The 25373-nt window shown below is 64.5% G+C and carries 22 protein-coding genes; 11 read left to right on the forward strand and 11 right to left on the reverse strand.

Annotation, left to right across the window (positions count from 1 at the left end):
• Nucleotides 1-6 precede the first annotated feature (6 nt).
• On the forward strand, nucleotides 7-561 hold the full coding sequence (locus AAGA68_03715; GenBank protein MEM9384142.1) for a gamma carbonic anhydrase family protein: 555 nt from the start codon (nucleotides 7-9) through the stop codon (nucleotides 559-561).
• Between the two features lie 71 nt (nucleotides 562-632).
• Nucleotides 633-920 (forward strand): glutathione S-transferase N-terminal domain-containing protein, encoded by a 288-nt coding sequence (locus tag AAGA68_03720; protein ID MEM9384143.1) that lies wholly within the window; start codon nucleotides 633-635, stop codon nucleotides 918-920.
• Here the strand turns inward: AAGA68_03720 and aroE are convergent.
• Nucleotides 909-1736, reverse strand: a complete 828-nt coding sequence (aroE, locus tag AAGA68_03725) for a shikimate dehydrogenase (GenBank protein ID MEM9384144.1) — start codon at nucleotides 1734-1736, stop codon at nucleotides 909-911. The two genes, AAGA68_03720 and aroE, sit on opposite strands and share 12 nt — an antisense overlap.
• A gap of 15 nt (nucleotides 1737-1751) precedes the next feature.
• On the reverse strand, nucleotides 1752-2753 hold the full coding sequence (gene hemB, locus AAGA68_03730) for a porphobilinogen synthase (GenBank protein MEM9384145.1): 1002 nt from the start codon (nucleotides 2751-2753) through the stop codon (nucleotides 1752-1754).
• A gap of 428 nt (nucleotides 2754-3181) precedes the next feature.
• On the opposite strand from hemB, the gene AAGA68_03735 reads away from it, so the two are divergent.
• From AAGA68_03735 to AAGA68_03745, 3 genes are all read left to right on the forward strand, one after another.
• The gene (locus tag AAGA68_03735; GenBank protein ID MEM9384146.1) at nucleotides 3182-3544 is read left to right on the forward strand and encodes a hypothetical protein; all 363 of its coding nucleotides are present in this window, start codon (nucleotides 3182-3184) and stop codon (nucleotides 3542-3544) included.
• Nucleotides 3545-3682: 138 nt separating this feature from the next.
• The gene (locus tag AAGA68_03740; protein ID MEM9384147.1) at nucleotides 3683-4276 is read left to right on the forward strand and encodes a DNA-3-methyladenine glycosylase I; all 594 of its coding nucleotides are present in this window, start codon (nucleotides 3683-3685) and stop codon (nucleotides 4274-4276) included.
• An 84-nt stretch (nucleotides 4277-4360) separates the two neighbouring features.
• Nucleotides 4361-4771 carry an MAPEG family protein gene (locus tag AAGA68_03745; protein MEM9384148.1) on the forward strand — a complete coding sequence of 137 codons (411 nt, stop codon included), beginning with the start codon at nucleotides 4361-4363 and terminating at the stop codon, nucleotides 4769-4771.
• Nucleotides 4772-4776: 5 nt separating this feature from the next.
• On the opposite strand, the gene AAGA68_03750 is transcribed toward AAGA68_03745, so the two are convergent.
• The 5 genes from AAGA68_03750 to AAGA68_03770 all read right to left on the reverse strand — a co-directional run bounded on the left by AAGA68_03750 (nucleotide 4777) and on the right by AAGA68_03770 (nucleotide 10799).
• Nucleotides 4777-5226: a VOC family protein gene (locus tag AAGA68_03750; GenBank protein ID MEM9384149.1), complete on the reverse strand. Its 450-nt coding sequence runs from the start codon at nucleotides 5224-5226 to the stop codon at nucleotides 4777-4779.
• Nucleotides 5223-7745 carry a DNA topoisomerase I gene (locus AAGA68_03755; protein ID MEM9384150.1) on the reverse strand — a complete coding sequence of 841 codons (2523 nt, stop codon included), beginning with the start codon at nucleotides 7743-7745 and terminating at the stop codon, nucleotides 5223-5225. Before AAGA68_03755 ends, AAGA68_03750 begins: the two co-directional genes overlap by 4 nt.
• Before the next feature lie 105 nt (nucleotides 7746-7850).
• On the reverse strand, nucleotides 7851-8324 hold the full coding sequence (locus AAGA68_03760; GenBank protein MEM9384151.1) for a DUF494 domain-containing protein: 474 nt from the start codon (nucleotides 8322-8324) through the stop codon (nucleotides 7851-7853).
• Between the two features lie 7 nt (nucleotides 8325-8331).
• A complete protein-coding gene (dprA, locus tag AAGA68_03765; GenBank protein ID MEM9384152.1) occupies nucleotides 8332-9486 on the reverse strand; it encodes a DNA-processing protein DprA in 1155 nt (384 codons plus the stop codon).
• 80 nt (nucleotides 9487-9566) lie between these two features.
• The gene (locus tag AAGA68_03770) at nucleotides 9567-10799 is read right to left on the reverse strand and encodes a LysM domain-containing protein (protein ID MEM9384153.1); all 1233 of its coding nucleotides are present in this window, start codon (nucleotides 10797-10799) and stop codon (nucleotides 9567-9569) included.
• 216 nt (nucleotides 10800-11015) lie between these two features.
• Here AAGA68_03770 and def point away from each other — a divergent pair, with 216 nt between their 5' ends.
• The 6 genes from def (at nucleotide 11016) to AAGA68_03800 (ending at nucleotide 18275) form a co-directional block, all read left to right on the forward strand.
• Nucleotides 11016-11531, forward strand: coding sequence for a peptide deformylase (gene def, locus AAGA68_03775; protein MEM9384154.1), 516 nt, complete (start codon nucleotides 11016-11018; stop codon nucleotides 11529-11531).
• Nucleotides 11532-11601: 70 nt separating this feature from the next.
• Nucleotides 11602-12552 (forward strand): methionyl-tRNA formyltransferase, encoded by a 951-nt coding sequence (gene fmt / locus AAGA68_03780; protein ID MEM9384155.1) that lies wholly within the window; start codon nucleotides 11602-11604, stop codon nucleotides 12550-12552.
• A 98-nt stretch (nucleotides 12553-12650) separates the two neighbouring features.
• On the forward strand, nucleotides 12651-13943 hold the full coding sequence (rsmB, locus tag AAGA68_03785; protein ID MEM9384156.1) for a 16S rRNA (cytosine(967)-C(5))-methyltransferase RsmB: 1293 nt from the start codon (nucleotides 12651-12653) through the stop codon (nucleotides 13941-13943).
• A gap of 15 nt (nucleotides 13944-13958) precedes the next feature.
• The gene (locus AAGA68_03790; protein MEM9384157.1) at nucleotides 13959-14615 is read left to right on the forward strand and encodes a DUF4390 domain-containing protein; all 657 of its coding nucleotides are present in this window, start codon (nucleotides 13959-13961) and stop codon (nucleotides 14613-14615) included.
• Complete coding sequence (locus tag AAGA68_03795) at nucleotides 14591-16876, forward strand: ATP-binding protein (GenBank protein ID MEM9384158.1); 2286 nt, start codon at nucleotides 14591-14593, stop codon at nucleotides 16874-16876. Before AAGA68_03790 ends, AAGA68_03795 begins: the two co-directional genes overlap by 25 nt.
• 43 nt (nucleotides 16877-16919) lie before the next feature.
• The gene (locus AAGA68_03800) at nucleotides 16920-18275 is read left to right on the forward strand and encodes a sigma-54 dependent transcriptional regulator (GenBank protein ID MEM9384159.1); all 1356 of its coding nucleotides are present in this window, start codon (nucleotides 16920-16922) and stop codon (nucleotides 18273-18275) included.
• Here the strand turns inward: AAGA68_03800 and AAGA68_03805 are convergent.
• From AAGA68_03805 to argS, 4 genes are all read right to left on the reverse strand, one after another.
• Nucleotides 18272-21586, reverse strand: coding sequence for a two-component regulator propeller domain-containing protein (locus AAGA68_03805; protein ID MEM9384160.1), 3315 nt, complete (start codon nucleotides 21584-21586; stop codon nucleotides 18272-18274). The two genes, AAGA68_03800 and AAGA68_03805, sit on opposite strands and share 4 nt — an antisense overlap.
• Nucleotides 21587-21800: 214 nt before the next feature.
• Nucleotides 21801-22811, reverse strand: a complete 1011-nt coding sequence (locus AAGA68_03810) for a CapA family protein (protein ID MEM9384161.1) — start codon at nucleotides 22809-22811, stop codon at nucleotides 21801-21803.
• Nucleotides 22808-23509, reverse strand: a complete 702-nt coding sequence (locus AAGA68_03815; protein MEM9384162.1) for an SPOR domain-containing protein — start codon at nucleotides 23507-23509, stop codon at nucleotides 22808-22810. The genes AAGA68_03810 and AAGA68_03815 overlap by 4 nt, the downstream gene beginning before the upstream one ends.
• Before the next feature lie 5 nt (nucleotides 23510-23514).
• Nucleotides 23515-25281: an arginine--tRNA ligase gene (argS, locus tag AAGA68_03820; protein MEM9384163.1), complete on the reverse strand. Its 1767-nt coding sequence runs from the start codon at nucleotides 25279-25281 to the stop codon at nucleotides 23515-23517.
• Nucleotides 25282-25373 lie beyond the last annotated feature (92 nt).

Consider the following 25373-nt stretch of genomic DNA (forward strand, 5'->3'; position numbering starts at 1 on the left):
AGCGGCATGACCCTGCGCCGTTTCAAGTCTCATCGGCCGGTGCTGGGTGAGCGGGTCTACGTGGATGAGAGGGCGCTCGTCATCGGCCAGGTCACCCTGGCCGATGACACCTCGATCTGGCCCGGCACGGTGGTGCGCGGCGACGTGAACCAGATCCGGATCGGCGCCCGCAGCAACGTGCAAGATGGAGCCGTGTGTCACGTGACGCACGACGGTCCGTACGCACCGGGCGGCTTCACCCTGACCGTGGGCGAGGACGTGACCGTCGGTCACCGGGTGGTGATCCACGGCTGCACGATCGGTGACCGCGTTCTCATCGGAATGGGTGCGGTGGTGATGGATGGGGCCGTGGTGGAGAGTGAGGTGCTGCTCGGTGCCGGCGCGTTGGTGCCCCAGGGCAAGCGATTGGAGACCGGCTACCTCTACGCTGGCATGCCCGCGCGACAGATCCGCCCACTCTCGGCGAAGGAGATCGAGTCGCTGCCCTACTCCGCCTGGCACTACGTGAAGATGAAGGACGCTTACCTCGCCGATTGCGCCGAAGACTTACAGCTCTCTTAGGCGACCCATCGGTCTAGGAACAGAATTCAAACTACCATCGCGGTTCGCGTTAGCGGCCGCAGGAGCCTTCAATGACCGCTACCGCAGCGCCCGAGTCCCTCGCGCTATACCACTTCCGCGGCTGTCCCTACTGCGAGATGGTGCGCGCCGTGCTCGACGAGTTCGCCATCGATGTCGACTATCGCGATATACACGGGGATCCTCAACACCGCGAGGACTTGCTCGCTGCTAGAGGTCGGCAAACGGTGCCGGTGCTCGCAATCACCAACGCCTCCGGCGAGGTTCAGTGGATGCCCGAGTCGAGGGATATCGTGCAGTGGCTGCGCGAGCGCCACGCGGACGGCACGCTAGCGAAGTAGGTCGAACACGGCGTCCGTTGGCGGCCGGACACCACGCCAGAGGCGGAATGCCTCGGCTGCCTGTTCGACCAGCATGCCTAGGCCCGTCGCCACCCGGTGAGCACCTTCCCCAGCTGCCCAACGCTCAAAGGGCGTCTCCTTACCGTAGAGCATGTCGTAGCAGAAGGCGCCGCGAACGGACGCCTCCGGCAGAGCGGGTACGTCGTCCCCAAGGCCAGCCGACGTAGCGTTGATTACCAAGTCGTAGGGTCCGTGGCTCGCGACTGCATCGTGCGTGATCGCTGCGAGCCGTGGAGCGTCCGCGCGCGTGCGCAGGTGCTCGACCAATGCCTGGGCGCGGGCGGGGGTTCGATTGAGGACATGCAGACTTGCGCAACCGGCGCGGAGCAAGGGGCCGCAGGTGCCGCGTGCCGCGCCGCCAGCGCCCACCATCAGTATCTCGGCGCCGTCAAGGGAGACTCCGTGGCGTTGGGTAAGGTCCTGCACTAAGCCGGCGCCGTCCGTGTTGTGGCCGATCAGGCGTGTCGCCCTGGCCGAGCGTTCGATCACGACCGTATTCACGGCGCCCGCCTCGTCGGCCTCGTCGGAAAGCGCGTCGCAGCGTGCCATCACCGATTCTTTGTGTGGCACGGTCACGTTGAAACCACACATCTCAGGCTGCTTGAGGAAGGCCTCGAGCGTGCTCGCGAGGTTCTCGGGGGAGATGGGTTGTGCTTCGTAGCTCAAGGCCTCGCCGCAGTGGTCGGCGAATAGCCTGTGGATCTGCGGGGAGCGCGTGTAGTCGAGTGGCCAGCCGATGACGGCGTAGCGATCCACAGGGGCAGGTCCAGATCAGTTGGCGTCCAGCCACTCGGCAGCTTGCAGCGCGTAGTAGCTGAGTACGGCATCGGCGCCGGCTCGCTTGCAGCCTAGCAGCGCCTCTAGCACGACCTTGCGCTCGTCTAGCCAGCCCTGCTGAGCAGCTGCCTTGAGCATCGAGTACTCGCCGCTCACCTGATAGACCATGGTCGGGACGCCGAAGGCATCCTTCACTCGGCGCACGATGTCCAGATACGGCATGCCCGGTTTGATCATCACCATGTCTGCGCCTTCATTGATGTCCATGGCAACTTCGTGCAGCGCCTCGTCCGAGTTGGCCGGGTCCATCTGATAGGTGTCCTTGCTACCGGCACCGAGGTTCGCTGCGGATCCGACGGCATCGCGAAAGGGACCGTAGTAGGCCGAGGCGTACTTCGCGGCGTAGGCGAGGATGCGCGTGTTTCGATGACCGCCCTGCTCCAAGGCCGCGCGGATGGCAGCGATGCGGCCGTCCATCATGTCCGAGGGCGCCACCACGTCGGCGCCTGCATCCGCGTGGGAGCGGGCCTGGCGTACTAGGGTTTCCACGGTCTCGTCGTTCATGACGTAGCCGCTGGCGTCGATCAGGCCGTCCTGGCCGTGGGATGTATACGGATCGAGGGCCACGTCGGTGATGATGCCGAGCTCGGGAAAGCGATCTTTGAGCGCGGCCGTCGCTTGCTGGGCAAGGCCGTCGGGGTTGAAGGCCTCTTGCGCGAGATCGGACTTCTTCTCGGTGGGCACCACGGGGAACAGGGCCAACGCCGGCACGCCGAGCTCAAGGGCTCGCTCGGCAGTCTCGTACAGCTGGTGCAGCCCCTGGCGTTCGACCCCTGGCATGGACGGCACCGGCTCACGCGCGTCCGCCGTCTCCAGCACGAACACTGGGTAGATGAAGTCCGCTGCCGTGAGCATGTTCTCGCGCACCAGGTCGCGGGAGAAGGCATCCCGACGTAGGCGGCGAGGCCGGCGGGCTGGGTAGCTTGGATTGATCATGGAGTCGCCTTTGGCAAGCGGATGTCATGGCTGACCCCAAGTCTCGCCGAATCGACCACGCCTCGCCAACAAAGCGCGATTTCAAAGGCCGTGGTCGCCTGGCGACGTTGGCGTCGTTTCTTTGTTTCGCGCACGGTCGCGACGCGCCACTTGGTGAACTACACTGCCGCTGCAGCAGATGAACGCCTCGCGGATTGTGGAACCCGGGCGAGCGAGCGTGTGTCTATTCGACTTGCCGCGAGGACTACTCCGTTCATCGAGCAGACCTGGAGGCAGTGAAACCTTTTTTCCAGTGCTGACCACCAACACCAAGCCAGGCCGGTGAAGCGCGACGGCGCGAGTACGCCCCGCCGCCGACCGGATCCAGACGCTCAAGTTCGTGTGTTACGAGCAATTGATCGATACGTTTACTCCTAAGGAGAGCTACGATGTCCGACAAGACCGACAAGGCCCTGAAGCCGATCACCCTCGCCGTTAGTGCCGCGCTGGTTACCAGCTTCGGTGCCTCGGTATTCTCGGCTTCGGCCAGCGCCAACCCCTTCTCTGCAGCGGATCTTTCCAGCGGCTACATGGGCGAGACGCTGGGTGAGGGCAAGTGTGGTGAAGGCAAGTGCGGCGGTGAGAAGGGCGAAGAAGGCGCCTGCGGCGGCGACAAGGGTGAGGAAGGGGCCTGCGGCGGCGACAAGGGTGAGGAAGGGGCCTGTGGCGGCGACAAGGGCGAAGAAGGCGCTTGTGGCGGCGACAAGGGTGAAGAGGGCAAGTGCGGCGAAGGTAAGTGTGGCGCTGCCTAATCCCTTAAGCTAAAAGGGGAGACGGCCGGCGCAGTCCACCCGCAGGTGCTGCGCACGACAGGCCTCGCCGTAAACGGGCTCGCGAGTGTGATCATTCGCGGGCCCGTTTGTTGTTGAAGTGTCGAAAGAAGGTCGCCAATGGCGAAGCGAGGCGCAGTAGCTGGAGAAGATGGGCGCGAGCGTTGCCCCTGGTGTCTCGGGGGCGAGGGCTACGTGGCTTACCACGATGAGGAGTGGGGAGTGCCCGTGCGCGATGACGCCCGCCTATTCGAGTGCCTGACCCTAGAGAGCGCCCAAGCGGGGCTCAGTTGGATCACCATCCTGCGCAAGCGTGAGGGCTATCGCCGCGCCTTCGCTGGTTTCGACCCGGTGAAAGTGGCGCGCTATACGCCGAAGCGCGTAGAGAAGCTCCTGCAGGACGCCTCAATCGTGCGTCACCGGGCCAAGATCGAAGCCGCTATCGGCAACGCGCGCGCCTTCCTCGACGTGCAGGCGCGTTACGGTAGCTTCGCCAACTGGCAGTGGGATTTCGTCGATGGCGAACCCATTCGCAACAGCTGGAAACACACCGGCCAAGTGCCCGCCAGCACCGCCCTGTCCGACCGGTTCGCCAAGGCCCTCAAGGCGGAGGGATTTACGTTTCTTGGGACCACCACGGTCTACGCCCACATGCAGGCGACCGGCATGGTGAAAGACCACCTCCAGTCCTGCTTCCGCTACGGTGAGGTGTGACTGGCCCCGAGGCGCGAGGGCAGGGCATCATGCAGCCCAGATGCTGCACATCCAGCGCCCGCTGACAGGGAGTCCACCGGCCTCATGCCCATTCATATTCCGCTCATCACCGGTCTCTACGCCGGCCTTTGCACGCTCCTGATGCTGGTGCTAGGCGCGCGCGTGAGCATGAACCGACGGCGCCACAAAGTGGGCGTGGGCACGGGTGGCAACCGCGACCTGGAGCTGGCCGTCCGCGCCCATGGCAACGCCGTCGAGACCATTCCCGTGGCGCTGCTCTTACTCCTGCTGTTCGAGCTCAACGGCGCGGCGGCGTGGGCAGTGCACGCGGCTGGGGCGGTCTTCACGATCGCGCGGATCGCTCACGCATCGGGACTGAGCAGCTCCGCTGGCGTGACCCAACGCCGTTTCCTGGGGATGGCCGTGACCTGGGGCGTGATGGCCGTCATCGCCGTCGCGCTCGTCGTGCAAGCGGTCGGGGGCTGGCTCGGCTAGGCCGCTTAATCGGTGGCGAAGATCTGCCTGTCGTCCGCGAAGGCTTTGAATTCCAGGGCGTTGCCGCTGGGGTCGCGAAAGAACATCGTTCGCTGCTCTGCACCGGTGCCGGCGAAGCGGGTGGTCGGAGCGATCAGGAAGCTCGTTTGAGCGGCGCTCAGGCGCGCGGCGAGGGCATCCCAAGCGGGAATCGCGAGGACTACGCCAAAGTGACGCGTCGGTACCTGTTCGCCATCGACGGGGTTGGTCGACTCAGGGCCGACTTGCGTATCTGTTAGGTGCACCGTGAGCTGGTGGCCAAAGAAGTCGAAGTCTATCCACCGCAAGCCGGTGCGGCCACAGGAGCAACCTAAGAGGTCGCCGTAGAACGCCTGAGCCTCGGCTAGGTCGTGCACGGGCAGGGCGAGGTGGAACGGGCGCAGCGCCTGGAGCGCCACGCCCGAAGGCTCCTTCACTCGCCGTCGCTCGACGACTTGGCGGTTTTTTTCTTCGCCGCGGTCTTCTTCTTGCTCGCGGCCTTTTTCTTGCTGGTCGTCTTCTTCTTCGAAGCGGCCTTTTTCTTGGTCGCCGTCTTCTTGCGCGTGGTGGTGGTCTTGCGACGTGCGGCCTCGCGCTGACGGCCACCGGCGTCGTCGTCATTCGCCGCGGTGGCGGCCACCGCGGTCGCCGCCTTAGTCTTCTTGCTGGCGCCGCGCCGCTTACCGCGTTCGGGAGCCGCCGTGATGAGCTCCTGGCATTCCTCGAGCGTCAGCGACTCGGGCTCTCGGTCCTTGGGCACCTTGGCGTTCTTCTTGCCGTCGGTGATGTAGGGACCGTAGCGGCCACGCAGGATCTTGATGTTGTCGACACCAAAGTCGGCGATGGTGCGGTTCGCGTCCTCGTGCTTCTTCTGGGCGATGAGCTCGAGGGCCCGGGGAAGCTCGATCGTGTAGGGGTCGTCGTCTTCCTTGATCGAGACGTACTTGCTGCCGTACTTCACGTAGGGGCCGAAGCGCCCGATATTCGTGGAGACCGCCTCGCCCTCTGGAGTCTCCCCTAGATTGCGCGGCAGCTTGAACAGCTCGAGTGCTTCCTCGAGGGTGATCGTCTCCATTTTCTGGCCCGGCCGCAGGCCGGCGAACTTCGGCTTCTCCTCATCGTCCTTGGTGCCGATCTGCACCACTGGTCCGTAGCGGGCGAGGCGCACGCTCACGGGACGACCGCTCTTCGGATCCGTGCCGATCTCGCGGGCTTGGATGGCCTGGCTGCGGTCGATGTCCTTGCCTTGGTCCACCTGCTCCTTGAACGCCTTCCACCAGGCGTGCATGAGCGGCACCCAGTCGCGCTCGCCGCGGGAGACATCGTCGAGCTCGTCTTCGAGCCGTGCCGTGAAGTCGTAATCCACGTAGCGCTCGAAGTGCTCGGTGAGGAATCGCGCGACCACCCGACCCACATCCGTGGGCGTGAAACGGCGACGTTCCAGCTCCACGTACTCGCGAGAGACCAGAGTGGAGATGATCGACGCGTAGGTGGAGGGACGGCCGATACCGTGCTCTTCCAGCGCCTTCACTAGCGAGGCTTCCGTGTAGCGCGGCGGTGGCTCGGTGAAGTGTTGCTCCGGCAACATCTCGATTAGCTTCACCGCGTCGCCCTTCTCGAGCGGCGGCAGGATGCGATCGCCCTCCTCCACCATGTCATCCTGGCCTTCCTGATACACGGCGAGGAAGCCGGGTTTGACCAGGGTGGAGCCGCTGGCACGAAGCTTGTGCGGGCCGGCGGCGAGGTCGACGCTGACCGTGTCGTAGAGCGCCTGCTCCATCTGACATGCCACCGTGCGCTTCCAGATCAGCTCGTAGAGACGGAACTGATCGTCGTCTAGGTACTGGCGCAGGTCTGCCGGAATTCTGGCCGAAGAGGTTGGGCGAATGGCCTCGTGCGCCTCCTGGGCATTCTTCGATTTCGTCTTGAAGGCACGTGGCGACTCGGGGACCTCGCTGGCGCCGTAGCGACCGGTGATCACCTCGCGCAGCTCCGTAAGCGCCTCCTGGGCGAGGGAGACGGAGTCCGTACGCATGTAGGTGATCAGACCCACAGAGCCCTGGCCGATGTCGATGCCCTCGTACAGCTTTTGCGCCGTGCGCATGGTGCGCTGGGCGCCGAAGCCGAGCTTGCGCGAGGCCTCCTGCTGCATCGTCGAGGTTGTGAAGGGCGGCGCGGGGTTGCGGCGGCGCTGCTTCTTGGTGACGTTGGCCACCATCATTTCGCCGGCGGCGGCGTCCTCAATCGCCTTTACAGCCCTCATCGTGCCTTCGGCATCGGTGAAGGTGAACTGCTCCACCTTAGTACCGTTGAATTCCGTTAGGCGGGCGATGAAATTGGTTGAGTTTTTGTCGAGGCGCGACTCGATCGACCAGTACTCGCGCGAAACGAACTTCTCGATCTCGAGCTCGCGCTCTACGATCATGCGCAGCGCCGGGCTCTGCACGCGCCCGGCGGACAAGCCGCCGCGAATCTTGCGCCAGAGCAGGGGCGAGAGGTTGAAGCCGACCAGGTAGTCCAGGGCGCGCCGTGCCTTGTAGGCGTCTACCAGCTCGAGGGAGAGACCCTTGGGATTGGCCACCGCGTCTTGGATCGCGCGCTCGGTGATCTCGTGGAAAACTACGCGCTGGACGTCGCGGTCTTCCAGTAGGCCACGTTCGCCCAGCAGTTCCGCAAGGTGCCAGGAGATGGCTTCCCCTTCGCGGTCCGGGTCAGTGGCGAGGTACAGGGCGTCAGCCTTCTTCAGGGCACGTGCGATTGCGTCCACGTGCTTCTGGTTGCGCTCGATTACCTCGTAGCGCATAGCGAAGTCATTCGCCGGATCGACGGCACCTTCCTTGGGCACGAGGTCACGGACGTGACCGTAGGAGGCGAGTACGTCGTAGTCCTTGCCCAGAAATTTCTTCAGGGTCTTGGCTTTCGCCGGGGACTCGACGACGACCAGGTGCTTTGGCATCGCTTCGATTCAGCTCTCGAATGAAAGGGGTTTACCGACCACTAAAACGCAAACCGCGGCAGGTGCCGCGGTTCAGGGTCGATGCTTTGGGGCGAGCAGCCTTCCTCAATGGACGATTGCCGTTCCCTCTTCGAAAATCAAGTCCTCCATCCGCGCATAGGCCACTTCCTGGCCCGGCTGGGTGAAGAGGACGAGCAGCACAACCCACTTGATTTGCTCCACATCGACCTCGCTACCGAGGGCCATAATGCGGTCAATCGTGAGTTCGCGTTGGGCGGCGGAGAGAATGCCCACGTGCTCAAGGTAGAGTAAGTAGCCGCGGCATTGAACGTCCAGACGCTCGCATTCCTCGTCGCTGAAAACGCGAATGGCGCGATCAGTGACGGGGTGCGCCCCGTCATCGGCGGTCTCTTCGCTGAGACCATCCAACCACTCTAGGGCATGGTCGATCTCTAGGCGGCCAAAGCCGGCTTTCTCCAGCTCTCCGCGCAGTGCGTCGCGGTCTGGCTCGGGCTGTGGATCAGCGTCGAGATAGGCCTCGAACAAATACATCAGGACGTCGAGAACGTCTTCCTTCATCGCGACCTTATTCCTGGCGAGAGAGCAGGGCGTAACGGCCGTCCGCAAAGCGGCAGGCGAAGCCTCGGACTTCTAATGCCGGCAGGATGGAGCAAAGGGTCTCCGTCGTCAATCCGCTGCGGGCGGCGATCTGCTCGATGGTGGCGGGATCGTGGCCTAAGTTGTCGATAACCTTTCCACTTTGTGGCGGTAACGTGTCAGCGAGTTCTGGCCCTGAGGAGCCGCTTGTTGCGGCGCGTTCTGGCGCGGGACATAGGGCCCCGAGGAGCGCTGGTAGCGCGTGTACCACGTCGTCGGGTCGTTCCACCAAGACCGCCCCGTCGCGAAGCAGAAGATGGCAGCCGCGAGTGGTCGGGCAACGCACCGATCCAGGGATCGCAAACACCTCGCGGCCCGCTTCGTTGGCGAGGCGGGCGGTGATCAGACTGCCGGACCGTTCGGCGGCCTCAACGACGAGGGTGCCCACGGCCGCGCCGGCGATGATGCGGTTGCGCTGCGGGAAGTGGTGCCGCAGGGCTGGAGTGCCCGGAGTGAATTCGCTCAGGAGCTGGCCTCGGTTCGCGATCGCCTGAGACAGCGCATGATGATCTGGCGGATAGACGCGGTCGGGGCCGGTGGCGAGTACCGCCACCGTGCGGCCGCCTGCACTCAGTGCCCCGCGGTGGCTGGCTCCGTCGATGCCGTGCGCAAGCCCGCTGATAATCGTAAACCCCGCCCCGGCTAGTGTGTGCGCAAAGCTGTTGGCGAGCTCCACGCCGGGAGGCGATGCCTGGCGCGAACCCACCATGGCCAGCATGGGCTCAGCAAGGCCGCTGCTGGGGCCTTCGCTCAAGAGGAGGAGGGGCGGATCGGCGGTGGCGAGCAGCAGCTGCGGGTAGGCGTCATCTATGCAGGTCAGTACGCGGCGCTTCTCTGGGTTTGCTCGGAGCCAGCGCAGGGTGCTGTCCGCGCACGCGCGGTCGGGTCGCGCCAGCCAGCGGCAGGCCTTCGCGCCTAACCCGAGGGCCTGCCAGACGCTGCGCGGTTGGGTCCACAGGCTGAGAGGATCGTCGAGCTCACGGCGAATGGCGGGCAAGCGGCGGGTGATACCCGGTGTTGCCGCCAGCAACAGCCAAGCGGTGATGTGGTCACTCGCACGCGCGGAAAGATCGTTCGCGTCCATGCTCCCCAGTGTGGAGCACGTAGCCTCAAAGCTGAGGCGCTCATTACTAGGCGCCTTCGCCGGATTCTCGAGGCGATGCCCTAGCGGGCTGATTTCTTGCGGCGAGCCATCCGCCGCTCTTCGCGCAGTTCCTCGTCGCTGGCTTCGCCCGGCGTACGCACGATATCTGCTACGCGCATCTCGCTCGTGGCGCTCATGACCAGCGCGTAGCTGATCTCGTCCAACACCCGGAACACGAGGACGCGCCCGGCGTACTCCTGAGGCAGGCGAACGCTGTTGAAGGGGCCGCCACGGAAGCGATCGCGCACCTTCTCGCCGCGCTGGAAGACCTCGAGCACGTGTCCCTGCTGCAAGCCATCATCGCCGCCGCGATTAAGCACTACCACCTGGTATTGACCGATGAGCGATACACCGTCGACCACATCTACGATGCTCCCCTGGATGCGCTCGTTGGGCACCGTCGGATAGAAGTACAGGGGTATATCCGTATCGAGGGGCAGCAAAATGTCACCGGCAAGCGCCTCGCGGGTGCTTTCCGTGAGTAGCACGGTGGCCGGATCCCCCTCGCGCTCTACTTGCGCTTGGCCGACGTAGAGGGCTTCGCGACCGAGCGTGCGTCCCGTGTCTGGGTCAACGTATCGGTCCCCAACGTGCATGAGCGAGAAGGTCGCTCCCCGGGAAAGGCCCTTTCCGCGGACGTACGCACGCAGCCCCTGGCCGCCGATCAGGTGCTCGCCCTGGAGCTGCAGCAGGTAGGGCGCTCGATTGATCTGACTCTTGGTGAGGACCGTCGGTCGGGTGAGGAACGGGGCTATGACTTCATACGGGATGGTCGTGATCGCATCATCAAGCGACGAACGGCGTATCTGGGGGGACAATTTCAGCGTCGATTGCGCAAGTGCCCCGCGGTCGAGGCGCAGCTGCGGCACACCGTCGACGTAGATCAGCGTCAGGCGATCACCCGGAAAGATAAGGTGCGGGTTCTCGATTTGCTCGTTGACGTACCAAATCTCTGGCCAGCGCCAGGGTTCTGCCAGAAATTTCTCGGAGATGTCCCACAGGGTGTCGCCGCGCACCACCACGTAGGTATCCGGTGCATCGTCTGCGAGCGGAATACGGCTACCGCCGCCACCGCTAGTCGCCTGGCGCACCGGTGGCGGGGCCGGTTGGTTACGCGGGGGGGCAGGCGGCGGCGTGTAGGTGCGTGCCACCGGCGCCGCTTCTTCCGGCTCTCCGGACGAACCGCCGAAGGTGCCGCATGCTGAGGTGATAGCGAGGGCGGCCGCGGAGGCGGCGATCAACACCAGGCGCATCTTAATACGTAGCTCCTACTGCGCGGCCCTTCGGGCTGCGGTCACGATCCGATCGACTGATACAATGTACCCAGTCAGCGGCAGCCTATCCCTGCAGGCGGCACACTCTTGAACGCTGGCGTCGGCGTACCCACCCTCCGCATAGCGAAGCGGTAGGATGATAGCGGTGCAAGAGCTACCCGCCGCCGTTCGATTACGTCCAATCCAGGCACGATTATGGCAATCCTCACGATACTTGAATATCCCGACAGTCGGCTGCGAACCAAAGCACAGCCTATCGAGCAGGTCGACGAGGGCATCCGTCGGTTGATCGACGACATGTTCGAGACCATGTACGCGGCCCCGGGAATCGGTCTCGCTGCCACCCAGGTGAATGTCCACAAGCGGCTGCTGGTTGCCGACGTCACCGAGGATCACTCTCAGCCAGTGACGCTCATCAATCCGCAGATCATCGAGCGCGACGGTGTACGTACCGGCGAGGAGGGGTGCCTGTCAGTGCCCGGATCTTACGAGACGGTCGAGCGCGCCGAGCGCATTCGCGTGCGAGCCCTAGATCGCGACGGTGAGACCTTCGAGATGGAGGCTGAGGGCCTGCTTGCGGTCTGCATTCAGCACGAGATGGATCACCTGGAAGGCAAACTCTTCGTGGACTACCTCTCGGAGCTCAAGCGCTCGCGCATTCGAAAGCGCTTGGAGAAGTCACGCAAGGTCGCTGCTGCGAGCGCTGGTTAGGGGCTAGCATCTTCCCGGTGATCGCCCTGAGCTACTGTGCAAGCGTGAGCTTGGTCGGCGCCACACCCCCATGACTGTGCCTCGCATCGTCTTCGCCGGGACGCCCGACTTCGCCGTGCCGACGCTGGAGGCGCTGGTGGCGGCCGGTTTGCCCGTGGTGGGCGTGTACACCCAACCTGACCGCCGCGTTGGGCGTGGCAAGAAGCTGCAGGCTCCGCCCGTCAAGCAGTGCGCCCAGGCGCACGATTTGCCCGTGTACCAGCCGTCGCGGATCCGCGACGACCTGTCGACCCTGGTCGCGTTGGAGCCCGATGTGCTGGTGGTGGTCGCTTACGGCCAGCTGCTCACCCAGGCGGTGCTCGACGTGCCCAAGCGCGAGACCCTCAACGTCCACGCTTCACTCCTGCCACGCTGGCGCGGGGCTGCCCCAATTCAACGGGCGATCGAAGCTGGCGACTCACAGACGGGCGTTGCCATCATGCGCGTGGTCTTGGAACTCGATGCGGGTCCTGTATATCGAGTGGGCGAAACACCGATCGAGGCGACGGACACAGCGGCGAGTCTGCACGATCGCCTCGCGGCGCTCGGCGCACCCTTGTTGGTCGAGACTGTGCAGGCGCTGAGGCGATCTGAGTACGCGTTGGAGCCGAAAGCGCAAGATGTTGACAACGTCACCTATGCGCACAAACTGAGCAAGGCGGAAGCCGTGATCAACTGGAGGGAGCCAGCGCTCGTCCTCGAGCGCCGCGTGCGCGCCTTTGTGCCCTGGCCCGTGTGTCAAACCGGTCTGGACGAGGAGGTGGGGCCCCTGCGGATCTGGGCCGCGAGTGCGATCTCATCCCCTGGCCATGCCCCGTCGCTGGTGCCGGGCACGGTCAGCAGGCAAGGCCGAGAGGGTATCGACGTGGTGACCGGTGATGGCCTTCTGAGGATCACCAGGCTCCAGGCGCCGGGCCGAAAGCCCGTCTCGGCCGCTGAGTTCATCAATGCGACGCCGCTGCTTCACCGACGCCTGAAGTGAGCGCGCCCGAGCCACCTAAGGGATCCAGTCGGCGCCGTCGCAAGACCGGAACGCGTGGGCCCGTTAAGGGTGGGGCCACGCTGGGACCTGCTGCACACGTGCGACTGCTGGCGGCGCGAGCGGTGACGGGTGTGTCCCGCGACGGGCGCTCCCTAAGCCGCCTGCTTCCCGAGTATGCGACCGCCATCGAGGCTCCGCGCGATCGCGCTTTCTATCGAACCTTAGTCTTCAGCACCATACGCTACTGGGAGCGCTACCGCTTCCTGTTGACGAAACTGTTGGGCAAACCCCTGCGCGAGGACGCTGATCTGCTCGAGGCGCTCCTGTGCGTCGGATTGTGTCAGCTGGAGCACCTGGCGGTGCCCGCCCATGCCGCGGTGGGGGAGACGGTCGCGGCCGCGCGTGCTGAGCTTGGCAAGGGCCCTGCCGGACTCGTCAACGCCGTGCTGCGCCGCTACGACCGGGAACGCGCCGCGCTAGACGCCGCCGTGTCGGCACATCCACCCGCTCACCACGCGCTGGCGCAGTGGTGGTTAGCGCGCTGGCGTGAGGATTGGCCAGAGGACTGGCCAGCTTTGGCCCTGGCGTCGCGCACGCAGGCGCCCATGTGGCTGAGGGTCAATGCCCGGCGAACGACCCGCGAGCAGTGGTTGGCGCGAGCGGGGTTGAAGGCGCGTGTGCACCCCACCCTGAGCCACGCGTTATGCCTCGAGTCGGCAGTGGATGTGCACGCTCTGCCGGGCTTCGATGAGGGCGAGGTGTCGGTGCAAGACGCCGCTGCGCAGTATGCCGCGCCCGCGCTGCAAGCGGCGCCTGGGGCGCGCGTCCTCGACGCCTGCGCGGCGCCCGGGGGCAAGAGCGCTCACCTGCTGGAGACCGTGCCGGATGTCGAATTGCTGAGCATCGATGTCTCAGCTCACAGGCTGGAGCAGGTGGACGAGACGTTGGCGCGCTTGAGGTTGTGTCAGAGCGCAAGCAGTCGCCGTCTGGCGGCGGATGCTGGCGACCCCCAGGCATGGTGGGATGGCCGTCCATTCGATCGTATTTTGCTCGATGCGCCGTGCTCGGCTAGCGGGGTTATCCGGCGACATCCGGACATAAAGTTGTTGCGTCGTCACGACGACCTTGCGCAGCTGGCGAACATGCAGGCCTTGCTGTTGCGCAAACTGTGGCCCTTGCTCGCCCCTGGCGGGCGCTTGCTTTACATCACCTGTTCGGTGCTGAAGTGCGAAAACGATGCGGTGGTCAGCGATTTCTTGAGGGAAATGAGCGATGTTGAGGTGGAGCGTCTGACCCTCTATGGGGCGCGAAAAACAGCCTACGGGTGTCAAATCATGTCTGGAGAGGACGACATGGACGGCTTCTATTATGCTTCGCTGTTGAAACCCTGAGCTGAATCGCGTTCGATGACCACTGCTTACGCAATCGCTACCACTCTCGGCCTTGAGTCCGCGGCGTCGCAATCGACGCACGGGCCGTCGCGTGTGCGCTACGGTTGGGCGGTGGTCGGACTTCTCGGGTGGCTGCTCTTCGGCCTGCTCGGCGTTGCCAGCACCGCCGAGGCTGCTGGCAACTTCGAGGTGCGCTCGGCCTACACGTCCTTGCGAGACGGGGTCGTTTTTCTCAACGCCCAGATCCACTACGACCTACCGGACGGCGCTGAAGACGCCCTGCGCAGCGGCGTGACCCTAGACCTGGTGATTCAGATTGAGGTGGAGCGGAATCGACGCTTCCTGCCCGATCGCACCGTGGCTAGCCTGCGCCAGCGCTACACCTTGTCCTACCATGCGCTTAGCGACCGCTACGTGGTTCGCAATGTGAACAGCGGGGAGCAGGGCTCCTTCGCCACGCTGGAGGACGCCCGCGAAGAACTCGGCGATCTGCGCGATCTGCCGGTGATCGACGACGGGTTACTGCGCGACGGATCCGCGTACGAAATGCGTATCCGCGCCGTGCTCGATCGGCAACGCCTGCCCGTGCCGATCAGCACCCTCGCCTCGCTGTTCGACGATTGGCGGCTGGCGAGTAATTGGTTCATATGGCGACTAACGTCCGCAGACTAAGACGACTCCTTACGACCCTCGGCGCGGTGTTCGGCGTCGCTATGCTCCTCGGCTCCCTCGCCCTGCTTGCCGAAAGCACCCAAAACCGCGGCCAGTTCGGACAGACCCAGCTCGTAATCTTGGCCAGTACGGCGATGGGCGTGGCCGTCATGTGCCTGCTCATTCTATTTGCGCTGGTGCGATTGGCGCGCGAGTACGCCCGTGGCGAGGCGGGCTCGCGCCTGAAGGTGCGCATGGTGTCGATCTTCGCCGTGCTATCTCTGCTGCCGGTGCTCATCGTCTTCGCCTTCTCTCTGCAGTTCATCACCCGGGGCATCGATAGCTGGTTCGACGACGATGTTGGTCAGGGGCTCAGTAAGGCTTTGGCGCTCGCACGCTTGGCCCTGGATGCGCGAAAGGACGAGTTCCGGGCCACCACCTTGGACATGGCCGAGACCCTGGCTGGACTTGAGGACGTAGAGCTCTACGGCGAGCTGGATCGCCTGCGCGAGCGTTTCGGCGCGCAGGAACTCACAGTGCTCGGTTCCTCCGGGCGCATTCTCGCTTTGAGCGCGGCCTTGCCCAATCTAGCGGAGCAGACTGTGCCCCTTAGCGCACCATCCTTGCCGCCCCTGCGCGAGGGTGAAGCTTTCGTGGAGGTGGAACCGCAAGCCGCGGGCGGCCTGCTGGTGCGCACAGCCGTGCATATGGACGCCCCGACGACCGGTGAACACCGCGTGCTGGTTGGGGTGTTCTCGGTGCCCGAGCGTTTCGCCGAACTCGCAGAGACGGTGCAAGGGGCCTACACGGCCTACGCGCGCTCCGACTATCTGCGCCAACCCCTGAAGTTCAGCTTTGCCCTCACCCTGACCCTTGTGCTGCTGCTGTCGGCGTTGAGTGCGGTTTGGGGCGCCATCTTCGCCGCGCGCCGGGTGGTGGCGCCGATTCAGGATCTCGTAGCGGGAACGCAGGCGGTGGCCCAGGGTGACTTCTCGCGCAAGCTGCCTGTGCCGACGCGTGACGACATAGGCTTTCTGGTCAACTCGTTCAACGACATGACCGAGCGCCTGGGCCACGCCCAGGCCCTGGCCCAGCGTTCGCGCCAAGCGGCGGAGAGCGAGCGCGGTAAGCTCAGCACCATCCTGGCGAGCCTCTCTACCGGCGTCATCGCCCTCGAGCCGGATCAACGGGTTCGAGTGGCCAACACCGCAGCGGAGACGATCCTCGGCATTACGATCGTGCCTGGGCAGCGCCTGAAGGCACCGCCGGGCTCATCCGTGGCCCTCGAGCGCTTGCTGCAAGTGGCGCAAGAGCACTTCTCCGCCGGGCGCCGCTCCTGGCGCGAGCAGATCGCTTTCACCGGGGAGCGCGGGCCGCGCGTCCTCATGTGTGCGAGCGTGACCCTACCGGGCGACGATCCCCAAGCCCAGGGCACCGTGTGGGTGTTCGATGAGGTGACCCGCCTGATGCGCGCGCAGCGCGATGCGGCCTGGGGTGAGGTGGCGCGGCGTCTCGCGCATGAGATCAAGAACCCGCTGACGCCGATCAAGCTTTCCGCCGAGCGGGTGCGCCGTCGCTATCTGCAGGCTGACGACGGTGGTGACGAGATGGCCGTGCTCGATCGCGCCACGCACACGATTATCCAGCAGGTCGATGCGATGCGCGGAATGGTGGATGCGTTCCGCGACTACGCTCGCGCGCCCGAGCTGAATCTCAGCCTCGTCGACGTGAATCGAATCGTGGCCGAGGTAGTGGAGCTCTACCGGGATCGTGAGCTGCCGGTCCGGGTGGAGGTGATGACCGACCCTGGCCTACCGCTGGCGGAGGCCGACGGCGACCGTCTGCGTCAGATCCTGCACAATCTGATCACCAATGCGGTCGAGGCCCTATCGGAGCGCACAGATGGGTGTATTCGCCTCCGCACCGCGCTGCAGCAAGAAGACGGTCACGACTTCGTAAAATTTCGCGTAGAGGACAACGGTCATGGGTTTCAGCTGCCGAGCGTGGCTCATGTTTTCGAGCCCTACGTGACGACCAAGGAGAAGGGAACTGGGCTCGGGCTTGCGATCGTGCGCAAGATAGTGGAAGAACATGGTGGGGGGATCGAACTTGGCGACATGCCGTCGGGAGAAGGCGCCTGGGTCAGCATCGTGCTGCCCCGCGACGCCGATGCCCGCGCCTACGCCGCTGCTCGCCTCGCTGCCGGAGCCGAGGATTATCGCGCGCCAACCCTGGGGGAATCGGGGAGCGCACGTTCGGCTGTGAGAGCCATCAATACGTAGAACAGGGGCGAAACCGGCGCTCGCCCGCGATGAGAGGTCAAAAATGAGTGCTGCCCGCGTTCTAGTAGTGGACGACGAGGCGGACATCAGGGAGACACTGCAGGAGATCCTCGAGGAGGAGGGCTACGAGGTCGATGTCGCTGGGGACGCGACGATGGCCCGTAGCGCACGCGATCAGGCCACGCCCGACCTTGTGCTGCTGGATATCTGGATGCCGGAAACGGACGGCATCAGTCTCCTGCGCGCTTGGCGCGACGAAGGTCTGCTCGAGTTTCCTGTAGTGATGATGTCTGGCCATGGCACGGTGGATACCGCCGTGGAAGCCACGCGCCTCGGCGCGTTCGACTACGTGGAGAAACCGCTCTCCCTGCATCGCTTGCTGTCGACGGTGCAAGCCGCCTTGCAAGACGGGCGCACGCGGCGTAAGCCCGCGCGCGCGATCATGCCCGACCGCACCAGCGGGCCGGTGGGCAAGAGCCAAGTCGTGGCCTTGCTACGCGAGCAGATCAAACGAGTCGTTCGCCACGATGCGCCGCTGATGATCGTGGGGGAGCCGGGGAGCGGTCGAGAATCGCTCGCGCGTTACGCCCATGCGCTCAGCGCGCGCAACGAGGGGCCCTTCGTACAGCTGGCGGCCGGTGCCATCACCGATGGCAACGCTGAGGAGCAGATCTTCGGCCGGGGAGGCGATGCACCCGGTTTAATCGAGCAAGCTAACGAAGGTGTTTTATTTATCAACGAGCTGCAGGAGCTCACGCCCTCCGCGCAACGCCTTTTGCTTGGGGTGTTGGAGCGCGGTGGCTTCGAGCGCCTAGGCACGCGTGACACGGTTGCCGTCACTGCGCGCATCGTTACCTCGATCGGCAAGGGGTTCGAGCGGCAGCGCGATCGTGTCCGATCGGATCTGTTAGCACACCTCAACGTGGTGCCTGTGCACGTGCCGCCCCTGCGCGACTATGCGGAAGACGTGCCAGAGCTGCTGCGTCACCACGTGGATTTCCTTGTGGAGCATGAGAGCTTACCCTTCCGGCGCTTCAATGTTGCAGCCCAGAATCGACTGCGGAACTACCCCTGGCCGGGTAACATCCAGGAGCTTCACAATCTCGTCAAGCGCCTATTGATTCTTGGAGGTGAAGAGACTATCTCCTTGGACGAGGTGGAAGCGCAGCTGGCCACGGATGGGCCCGAGAACGAACCGCTGGTCAAGCAGGATTTGCTGGCCTTGCCACTGCGCGAGGCGCGCGAGCAATTCGAGCGCGCCTACCTACAGCAACAGCTGCAGCTGTGTGGCGGTAAGGTGCAGCTGCTGGCCAAGCGTGTGGGCATGGAGCGCACGCACCTGTACCGCAAGCTGAAGTCCCTGGAAGTCGATCTACGCCAGAGCCCGGACGAGGGTTAGGCGGACTGCTGATCGCTCGTCTCGGCGGGTGGAGGCGGGCGCAGCACGTTCAGTATCCCCTGCTCCACGAGGGCTAGGGGGTCGCGGCTCATGGCGGCGAGCAGATCCTCGCACTCTAGGGTCGCGTCGGTGGCCTCGAAGCCCACGTGCGTGTTGCGCTGTTCCTTCGCCTGGTACATCGCGTGGTCGGCGACGTTGAGCACCTGCTCCCAGGATAAATGGCCTGGGGCGCCCTGCACGAACGGGTAGCGCGCGTAGCCGATCGAAGTAGAGGTGCGCGCGACGCGCCCGTTGCCGACTGGGAACAGGGAGTTGGCGACGGCGCTCGAGATACGCTGAGGCAGCTGTTGCACCGGGTCTCCCGGCAACAGCTTGCCAACGACGAGGAATTCATCGCCGCCCCAACGGATGATCCAATCCCCGTCGCGCACCGTGTCCTTGAGTACCTGCGTTATCTGCAGGAGCAGGCTGTCGCCAGCGGCGTGGCCGTAGGAGTCGTTGACGGGCTTGAAGTGATCGAGGTCGATCATCACGAACACCAACCCCTCCGGCTGCTCCGGATCGTGCTGGGTCTCGTACTGTCGCCCGACGGACTTGATCTCGCCTGAGATCCCGTCGAACAGGAAGCGGCGGTTGTTCAAGCCGGTTAGCGGATCGGTGAACGAGGACTCCTTGAGCTTCTCGTTCAGCGAGCGCAGCTCTTCTGCACGCTCAGCGAGTTCGTGCGTTCGCTCGTCCACCTCGTGCTCTAGGCGGATGCGGTACTGCTCCTCGCGCTTCAACTTCTCACGCTGGATGCGCAGCAGTAGGTACAAGGCACCGACTGCCCCTAGGGCGTACGCGAGGTAAGCCCACCAGGTCTCCCAGGGTGCCGGCTCTACGACGATAGGCAGCTCCAGGGGATCCTCGCTCCAGAAGCCATCCGCGTTTCGAGCGCGGACTTGGAAGACGTATCGGCCCTTGTCCAGGTTCGTGTAAGTGGCGCGGCGCACGGCACCCTTGGACACCCAATCGGCATCGAAGCCATCTAGGCGGTAGGCGTATTGGTTGCGATCAGGGGCGGCGAAGTCGAGGCCAGCGAACTCAATCGTTAGCACGTCATCGCGGTAACCGAGGCTGAGATTTTCCAGGGCACTCGGCGGCGTGTCGATGGGTATGTTCAGCTTGCTGATGCTGGTGAACACGGTCCGTGGCGGCACCTGATTGAGCTGCAGCCGCTCGGGCAAGAAGGCGTTGAAGCCGTTGTTACCGCCGAAGACTAGGGTGCCGTCGCGCAAGCGTAGATACGCGGTTTGGTTGAAGTCCTCGCCCTGAAGGCCGTGCTCGAGGTGGAAGCTGCGCACGGCACCTGTCTCGGGGTTGAAGCGGTTCAGGCCGTAGTTGGTGCTTAGCCATAGTTGGCCACTGCGATCGCGCAGGACACCGTAGACGGTGCTGTTTGACAGACCATCGTCCTTGTCGTAGTTGCGATAGGTGAACGTCGAGGGATCTTTGCCACGCACGGACACGCGATCCAGGCCGCTGCGTCCCCCCACCCACAGCACGTCGCCGTCTGCGTAGATCGTGTAGATCGAATCACTCGCAAGAGAGTCGGCGGCATTGGGGTTGCTGCGCAGGACGCCGAGGACATCGCCGTTGGCGTTCAGCATATTGAGGCCGCCGCTGTCCGTTCCCACCCAAATGCGCCCGGCACCGTCCTCGCGAATGACCTGCGCGACGTTGTCCGAGAGGCCTTCTGCGGTTGTGATTCGACGCAGCTTGCCGTCGCGGCCGATGCGGTTTACGCCCTCGCCGAAGGTGCCCGCCCAGAGCACGCCGCGGCTGTCCTCGAAGACGCTCATGATGGCATTGCTACTGATCGATTGAGGGTTCTTCGGATCGTGAACCCAGCGTTGCACTTGACCGGTTCCCGGCTGCACGCGGCTGACGCCCCCGCGCATCAGACCCACCCACACGCTGCCGTCAGCTGAGCTGCTGAGGGTCATGACGGAGCTGTCGCCGAGGTCAAGGTCGAGGGCCTCGTCGCGGCGGATATAGCCACCTTCCATGTCGCGGGTTAGCTTATGGATACCATCGCCAAAGGTGCCCATCCACAGATCGCCGCCGACTTCGGCGAAGGAGGTCACAACGCGCGAGTTGCGCTGATCATTGGCGGCTGGTTGATAGTGACCGAAAGCCCACGAGCGGGGGTTGAAGTAGCTGAGGCCGTTAGTTTTCGTCCCAACCCAGAGCAGTCCCGTGTGGTCTTCCATCAGCGACTGTAGGCGGATGTTCGACAAGCTCGTGGGATCTGCGCTGTCGGGCACGTAGCTCGAGAATGACGCTCGGGCCGGGCGATAGAGGTTCAAGCCGCCTTTGGTGGCGACCCAAATTCGACCAGCGCGATCCTGTAGCAGTGCGGCGACCCAGTTGTGCGACAGGTTGCCACGACCACCGTGGGTCTTGCCGGCGGCGTAGAAGTGCTCCGCTACCTTGCCGTCGCGGCCGACCACGAATAGGCCCGCTCCGCGCGTGCCTACCCAGAGCTGCCCCTGACGGTCGCGCATGATCGCGCGGACACGAATCGTGGTGACAGAGGACTTCTTGCCAAAGGCCGTTTCAAGAGCGCTTGCGAGGGGAACGCGCCCGATGCGTCCGGAGTCTAGATCAACGCGATATAGGCCATTGTCCGTGCCTACCCAGGCGGAGTTGTCGAGGTCTGGGAGGATGGCGTGGACGAAGTCGTCGTCGACTTGCGCCGCGTCGCCGTCGAAGTTGTCGAAGTGGTGGATGACCTTGCCGGTGCGCGGTTCGTACTGATCAAGTCCACCACCCTTGTGGCCCACCAGCACCGTGCCGTCTCCTGCTACTTCCAGGGCGCGCACGTCGTTCGTGCGCAGGCCATCATCGGCGGTGACGCTGGTCCACTTGCCTGAGTCCTGGTTGAGACGGGCTATGCCGCCGCTGCGCGTCGCCACCCATATGTCGCCCGCGTCATCGCCGGTGACATCGAGCAGGAAGTGATCCTGTAGGGAGCCTGCGTCCTCACGATCGCGCAGATAGGTGCGGAAGCGATAGCCGTCGTAACGGTTCAAGCCATACTCGGTGGCGATCCAGAGGTAGCCGGTCTGGTCCTGATAGGTGGCGTATACCTGGTTCATGGACAGGCCATCAGCCATGGTTAGGTGTTTGAAGCGGATCGGGATATCGGTGGCTTGGGGATACTCTTTCGCCGCCACTGCGCCGCCGAGGCCCATCGCTAGCAGGCCGAGCGTTACCCACAGTGCCGTCGCAGTGCGAGCGGACCGCAGGCAGTTTGCTCGTGTTGTCACACGCCCATTCATCGAGTTACGTCTTCTAAGTTCTCCGCGCCGGACGCAGCACCGGCGAGGCGCAGTTCACCACGGGGGCCGAGGCGCGCCGCAATACCCGTTTCACAGCCCGCAAAGCGCCTGGGAGGGTAGGAGAGCGATTTGCGAACGGGATCACACGCCTCAGACAGTGAGCGTGCGTTGGAGCCGGTTGGTCGAGCTATGGCTAGATGATCTAGGGCCCTATGCGCCCATCCCCTAGCCACCGTAGGGGGCTTTGCGGGAAGTCCTCTGTCGACAGGCGCCGCATCAGCGTGGCTGCGGTTTGTGTGCGGTCTGGCTGTGGGCCGATCGGGCGGGTCTGGCGGTAGGAGTGGATACGGCCTGCGACGAAGCGCCCTTCATCGTCGAGTTCCACCCACAGCAAGGGGGCTACGCCCTTGAGTCCACTCACGCTGATCCCGTAGTAGGTGGCAAAGTTGCCTAGGCTATAGGCGATGAGTCGTTCGCGATACAGCTCCAACCCGCGCGGAACATGCGGGCCATGCCCCAACACCAGGTCCGCGCCCGCATCGATGACCGCGCGAGAGAAGGCTCGCAGATCGCCGCGTTCCTCGCCCAGATACTCTTCCATGCCCTGCGCGACGTGTAGCGCGTCCTGACCCTCTCCACCGCCATGAAAGGACACGATCAGGATATCCACCTCACCGGCCAGGGCGCTGACCTGCTCCCGCGCCAGCGCGATATCGAGGATCGGATTGAGCTCGTGGTTCGGGGCGTAGGCGATCATGCCGACACGCTGGCTTGCGCGCTCGATGATGGCGAAGGAGTCGATCGGGCCGGAATGGCCGATCGAGACCGCATCGAGGCTCGCTTGGCTGCTTGCGAGGCCGTCGTCACCGAAGTCTCGAGCGTGGTTGTTGGCGAGACTGATCAGATCGTAGCCCGCATCGGCGAGTAGCTGCGCGTAGCGTGTGGGGGAGCGGAAGAAGTAGCAACGCCCGCTGCAGAGTTTCTCCGCTTTGCCGCCGTCCAGCAGGGCACCCTCGTAGTTGCCGAAGGCGATGTCGGCGGTACGCAGTTTCGGCGTGACCGCAGCGAGGTAGCCGGCGGCGTCCCTATCGTCGAGCGTGTTTTTCGGGTAGTCCGTGCCCAGCATGATATCGCCCGTGGCAGCTACCGTCAGGGCGTGCGCGGCGAGCGTTGCCAAGGAGCACCCAAAGCCACCTAATAGGCTTCGTATCATTCTTCGTTCGCTACGCGGATGATCAGGTGGTCTACGTCGATCGTGCGCAGTTGGTCGCGCAGTTGCTCCAGGCGAACGAGGTCTGCAATTGGGCCGACTCGCACGCGGTGGTAGGACACATCGTCGATCGTCACGATTTGGATGCGCGACTCGATCCCCTGTAGGGCGAGGGTTGCTTGCATGCGGTCAGCATCGTCGTGTTGGCGAAAGGAGCCGGCCTGAAGGATGTAGGTGCCGGGTTCGCGCACTGCCGTGGCACCCTCGATCGGCGTGTCTACGGCCGATTCGCGCGCCTCTGGGATCACCACCTCGAAGCGCGGTAATAGATCGTAGAAGGCGTACTCTCGCGGCGCCTGGGAGTCCCTATCGGGCGGCGTCGGATTGGATCTCGGGACGGGGCTTGAAGGCTCTGCGCCGGCGTCCGCGCTGCTCGCCGCTGGCGCTGGTGCTGGCTGACCACCGCGTTCGTAGATGACACCACCGGGCAGGCGATCGATGATGAATACGCCGGCAGCGACCAGCAACCCGGCACCGAGTCCGCTTAAAAGCCACTGCCAGCCCGGTGCGCTGTCGCGCCGGTGCGCGCTTTTGCCACTGCCCCCGCGTCGACCCTTCTTGGAGGCGCCGGCACCGCCTCGCTTGCGCCCGGCAGTGGCCTTGCGCTGCTTGGTGCCGCGGGGTTTGTAATCGCGAGCCACGGCGCCTACATGCTCTGCGGCGCTTGCACGCCGAGCAGCTGCAGCCCGTTGGCGATCACCTGGCGGGCCGCGTGGCTCAAGGTGAGACGTGCGTTGCGCACGGCGGCATCCTCCACCAGCACTTTGTGCGCGTTGTAGTACGAGTGGAATTCGTTGGCAAGCTCGCGCAGGTAGTGCACGAGCAGTTGCGGTGCGCGTTTCTCCGCCGCCGAACGGAGGGTCTCGGGATAGCGCTCCAGCGTGCGCATGATGGCCTGCTCGGCGGGCTCTTGCAGGGCCTGCGTGTGCTTCAAGCCCTCCTCCACAGTGTAGGCGTAGCCCGCTTCTCTGGCTTTGCGTGCCATGCTGCAGACACGGGCGTGCGCGTACTGCAGGTAGTACACGGGATTCTCATTGGAGCGCTCGCGCGCCAAATCGAGGTCGAAATCGAGATGCTGATCGTTGCCGCGGCTGACGTAGAAGAACCGAGCGGCATCGTCACCTACCTCATCCCGTAGGTCACGCAGAGTCACGAACTGCCCACTGCGTGTGGACATTTGCTGCTTGACCTTGCCTCGATAGAGGGCCACGAACTGCACCAGCTGTACCTCCAGCGACTGGGGCGGCTCGCCCATTGCCTCGAGGCCGGCGCGTACCCGCGAGACGTAGCCGTGGTGGTCTGCGCCGAGCACGTCGAGGAGCAGGTCGTAGCCCCGTTCGCGCTTGTTCAGGTGATAGGCGATATCCGAGGCGAAGTAGGTGGTGACGCCGTTGTCGCGGCGAACCACGCGGTCCTTATCGTCGCCGTAAGCCGTAGCGCGGAACCAGAGTGCGCCCTCGCGCTCAACCACCTGGCCGCTGCCTTGGAGCTTCTCCAGCGCATGTTCGACGAGCTCCCCCTCCATCAGGCGCCTCTCGGAGAACCACTCGTCAAAGTGCACGCCGAACTTCCCTAAGTCGTCGCGGATGTCGCCGAGGATGTGATCTAGGGCCAGCGACAGCACGGCTTGGAAGGTGTCCGCGCCCAGCAGGGCGCGCGCGCGATCGATGAGCGCGTCGATGTAGCGCTCCTTGTCACCGCCATCCGCCTCGTCCGGCGGTAGCTCGCCGAGCACCTCCGATGCCGGGTGGCGTAGGGCATCGCCGTGCGCCTCACCGAGGGCGCTCGCGATGGTGAGGATGTAGTCGCCTTGGTAGCCGTTGGCCGGAAAGCGCAAGGCCTCGCCGCGCTGCTCGAGGTAACGTAGCCAGACGCTTGCGGCGAGGATCTGCATCTGCCGTCCCGCGTCATTCACGTAGTACTCGCGGTGCACCTCGTGGCCCTGGGTCTGCAGGAGATTGCCGAGGGTGGCGCCGTAGGCGGCCAGGCGCCCATGTCCCACGTGCAGGGGGCCGGTCGGGTTTGCCGAGACATACTCGAGCAAGACTCTTTGCCCCGACGAGTTCGGTGCCGCGCAAGCGTAGCGCTCGCCCTCGGTCAGGATGTCTGCCAGCAGCTGTCGGAACATATCGTCGCTGACGCGAAAGTTGATGAAGCCAGGCCCGGCGATCTCCGCCGCGGTGACCGCCGCCGACTCGGGCAGGTGGTCGATCAGTCGCTGCGCCAGGTCTCGGGGCTGCATGGAAGCCGCCTTGGCGACGACTAGGGCTGCATTGGAGGCGAAATCCCCGTGCTTGGGGTCACGCGTGGTCTCGATGGCGATGACCTTTGGGATGACATCGCGATCGAGCGTGCCGTCTGCGGCGAGCGTATCGAACGACGCGCCGAGCAGTTCTGCCAGGTGTTCCTTCATGGGGTCCGAGGGTGGTTCTAGGTGATATGTCGGTGGCGGAAGAGCCGCGTGCGGCTCGTCGACGGCTTGCACCGGCGCGGGCTAATTCAACG

This window comes from Pseudomonadota bacterium (assembly GCA_039193195.1).
In the GTDB taxonomy this organism is placed as follows: Bacteria; Pseudomonadota; Gammaproteobacteria; order Steroidobacterales; family JBCBZW01; genus JBCBZW01.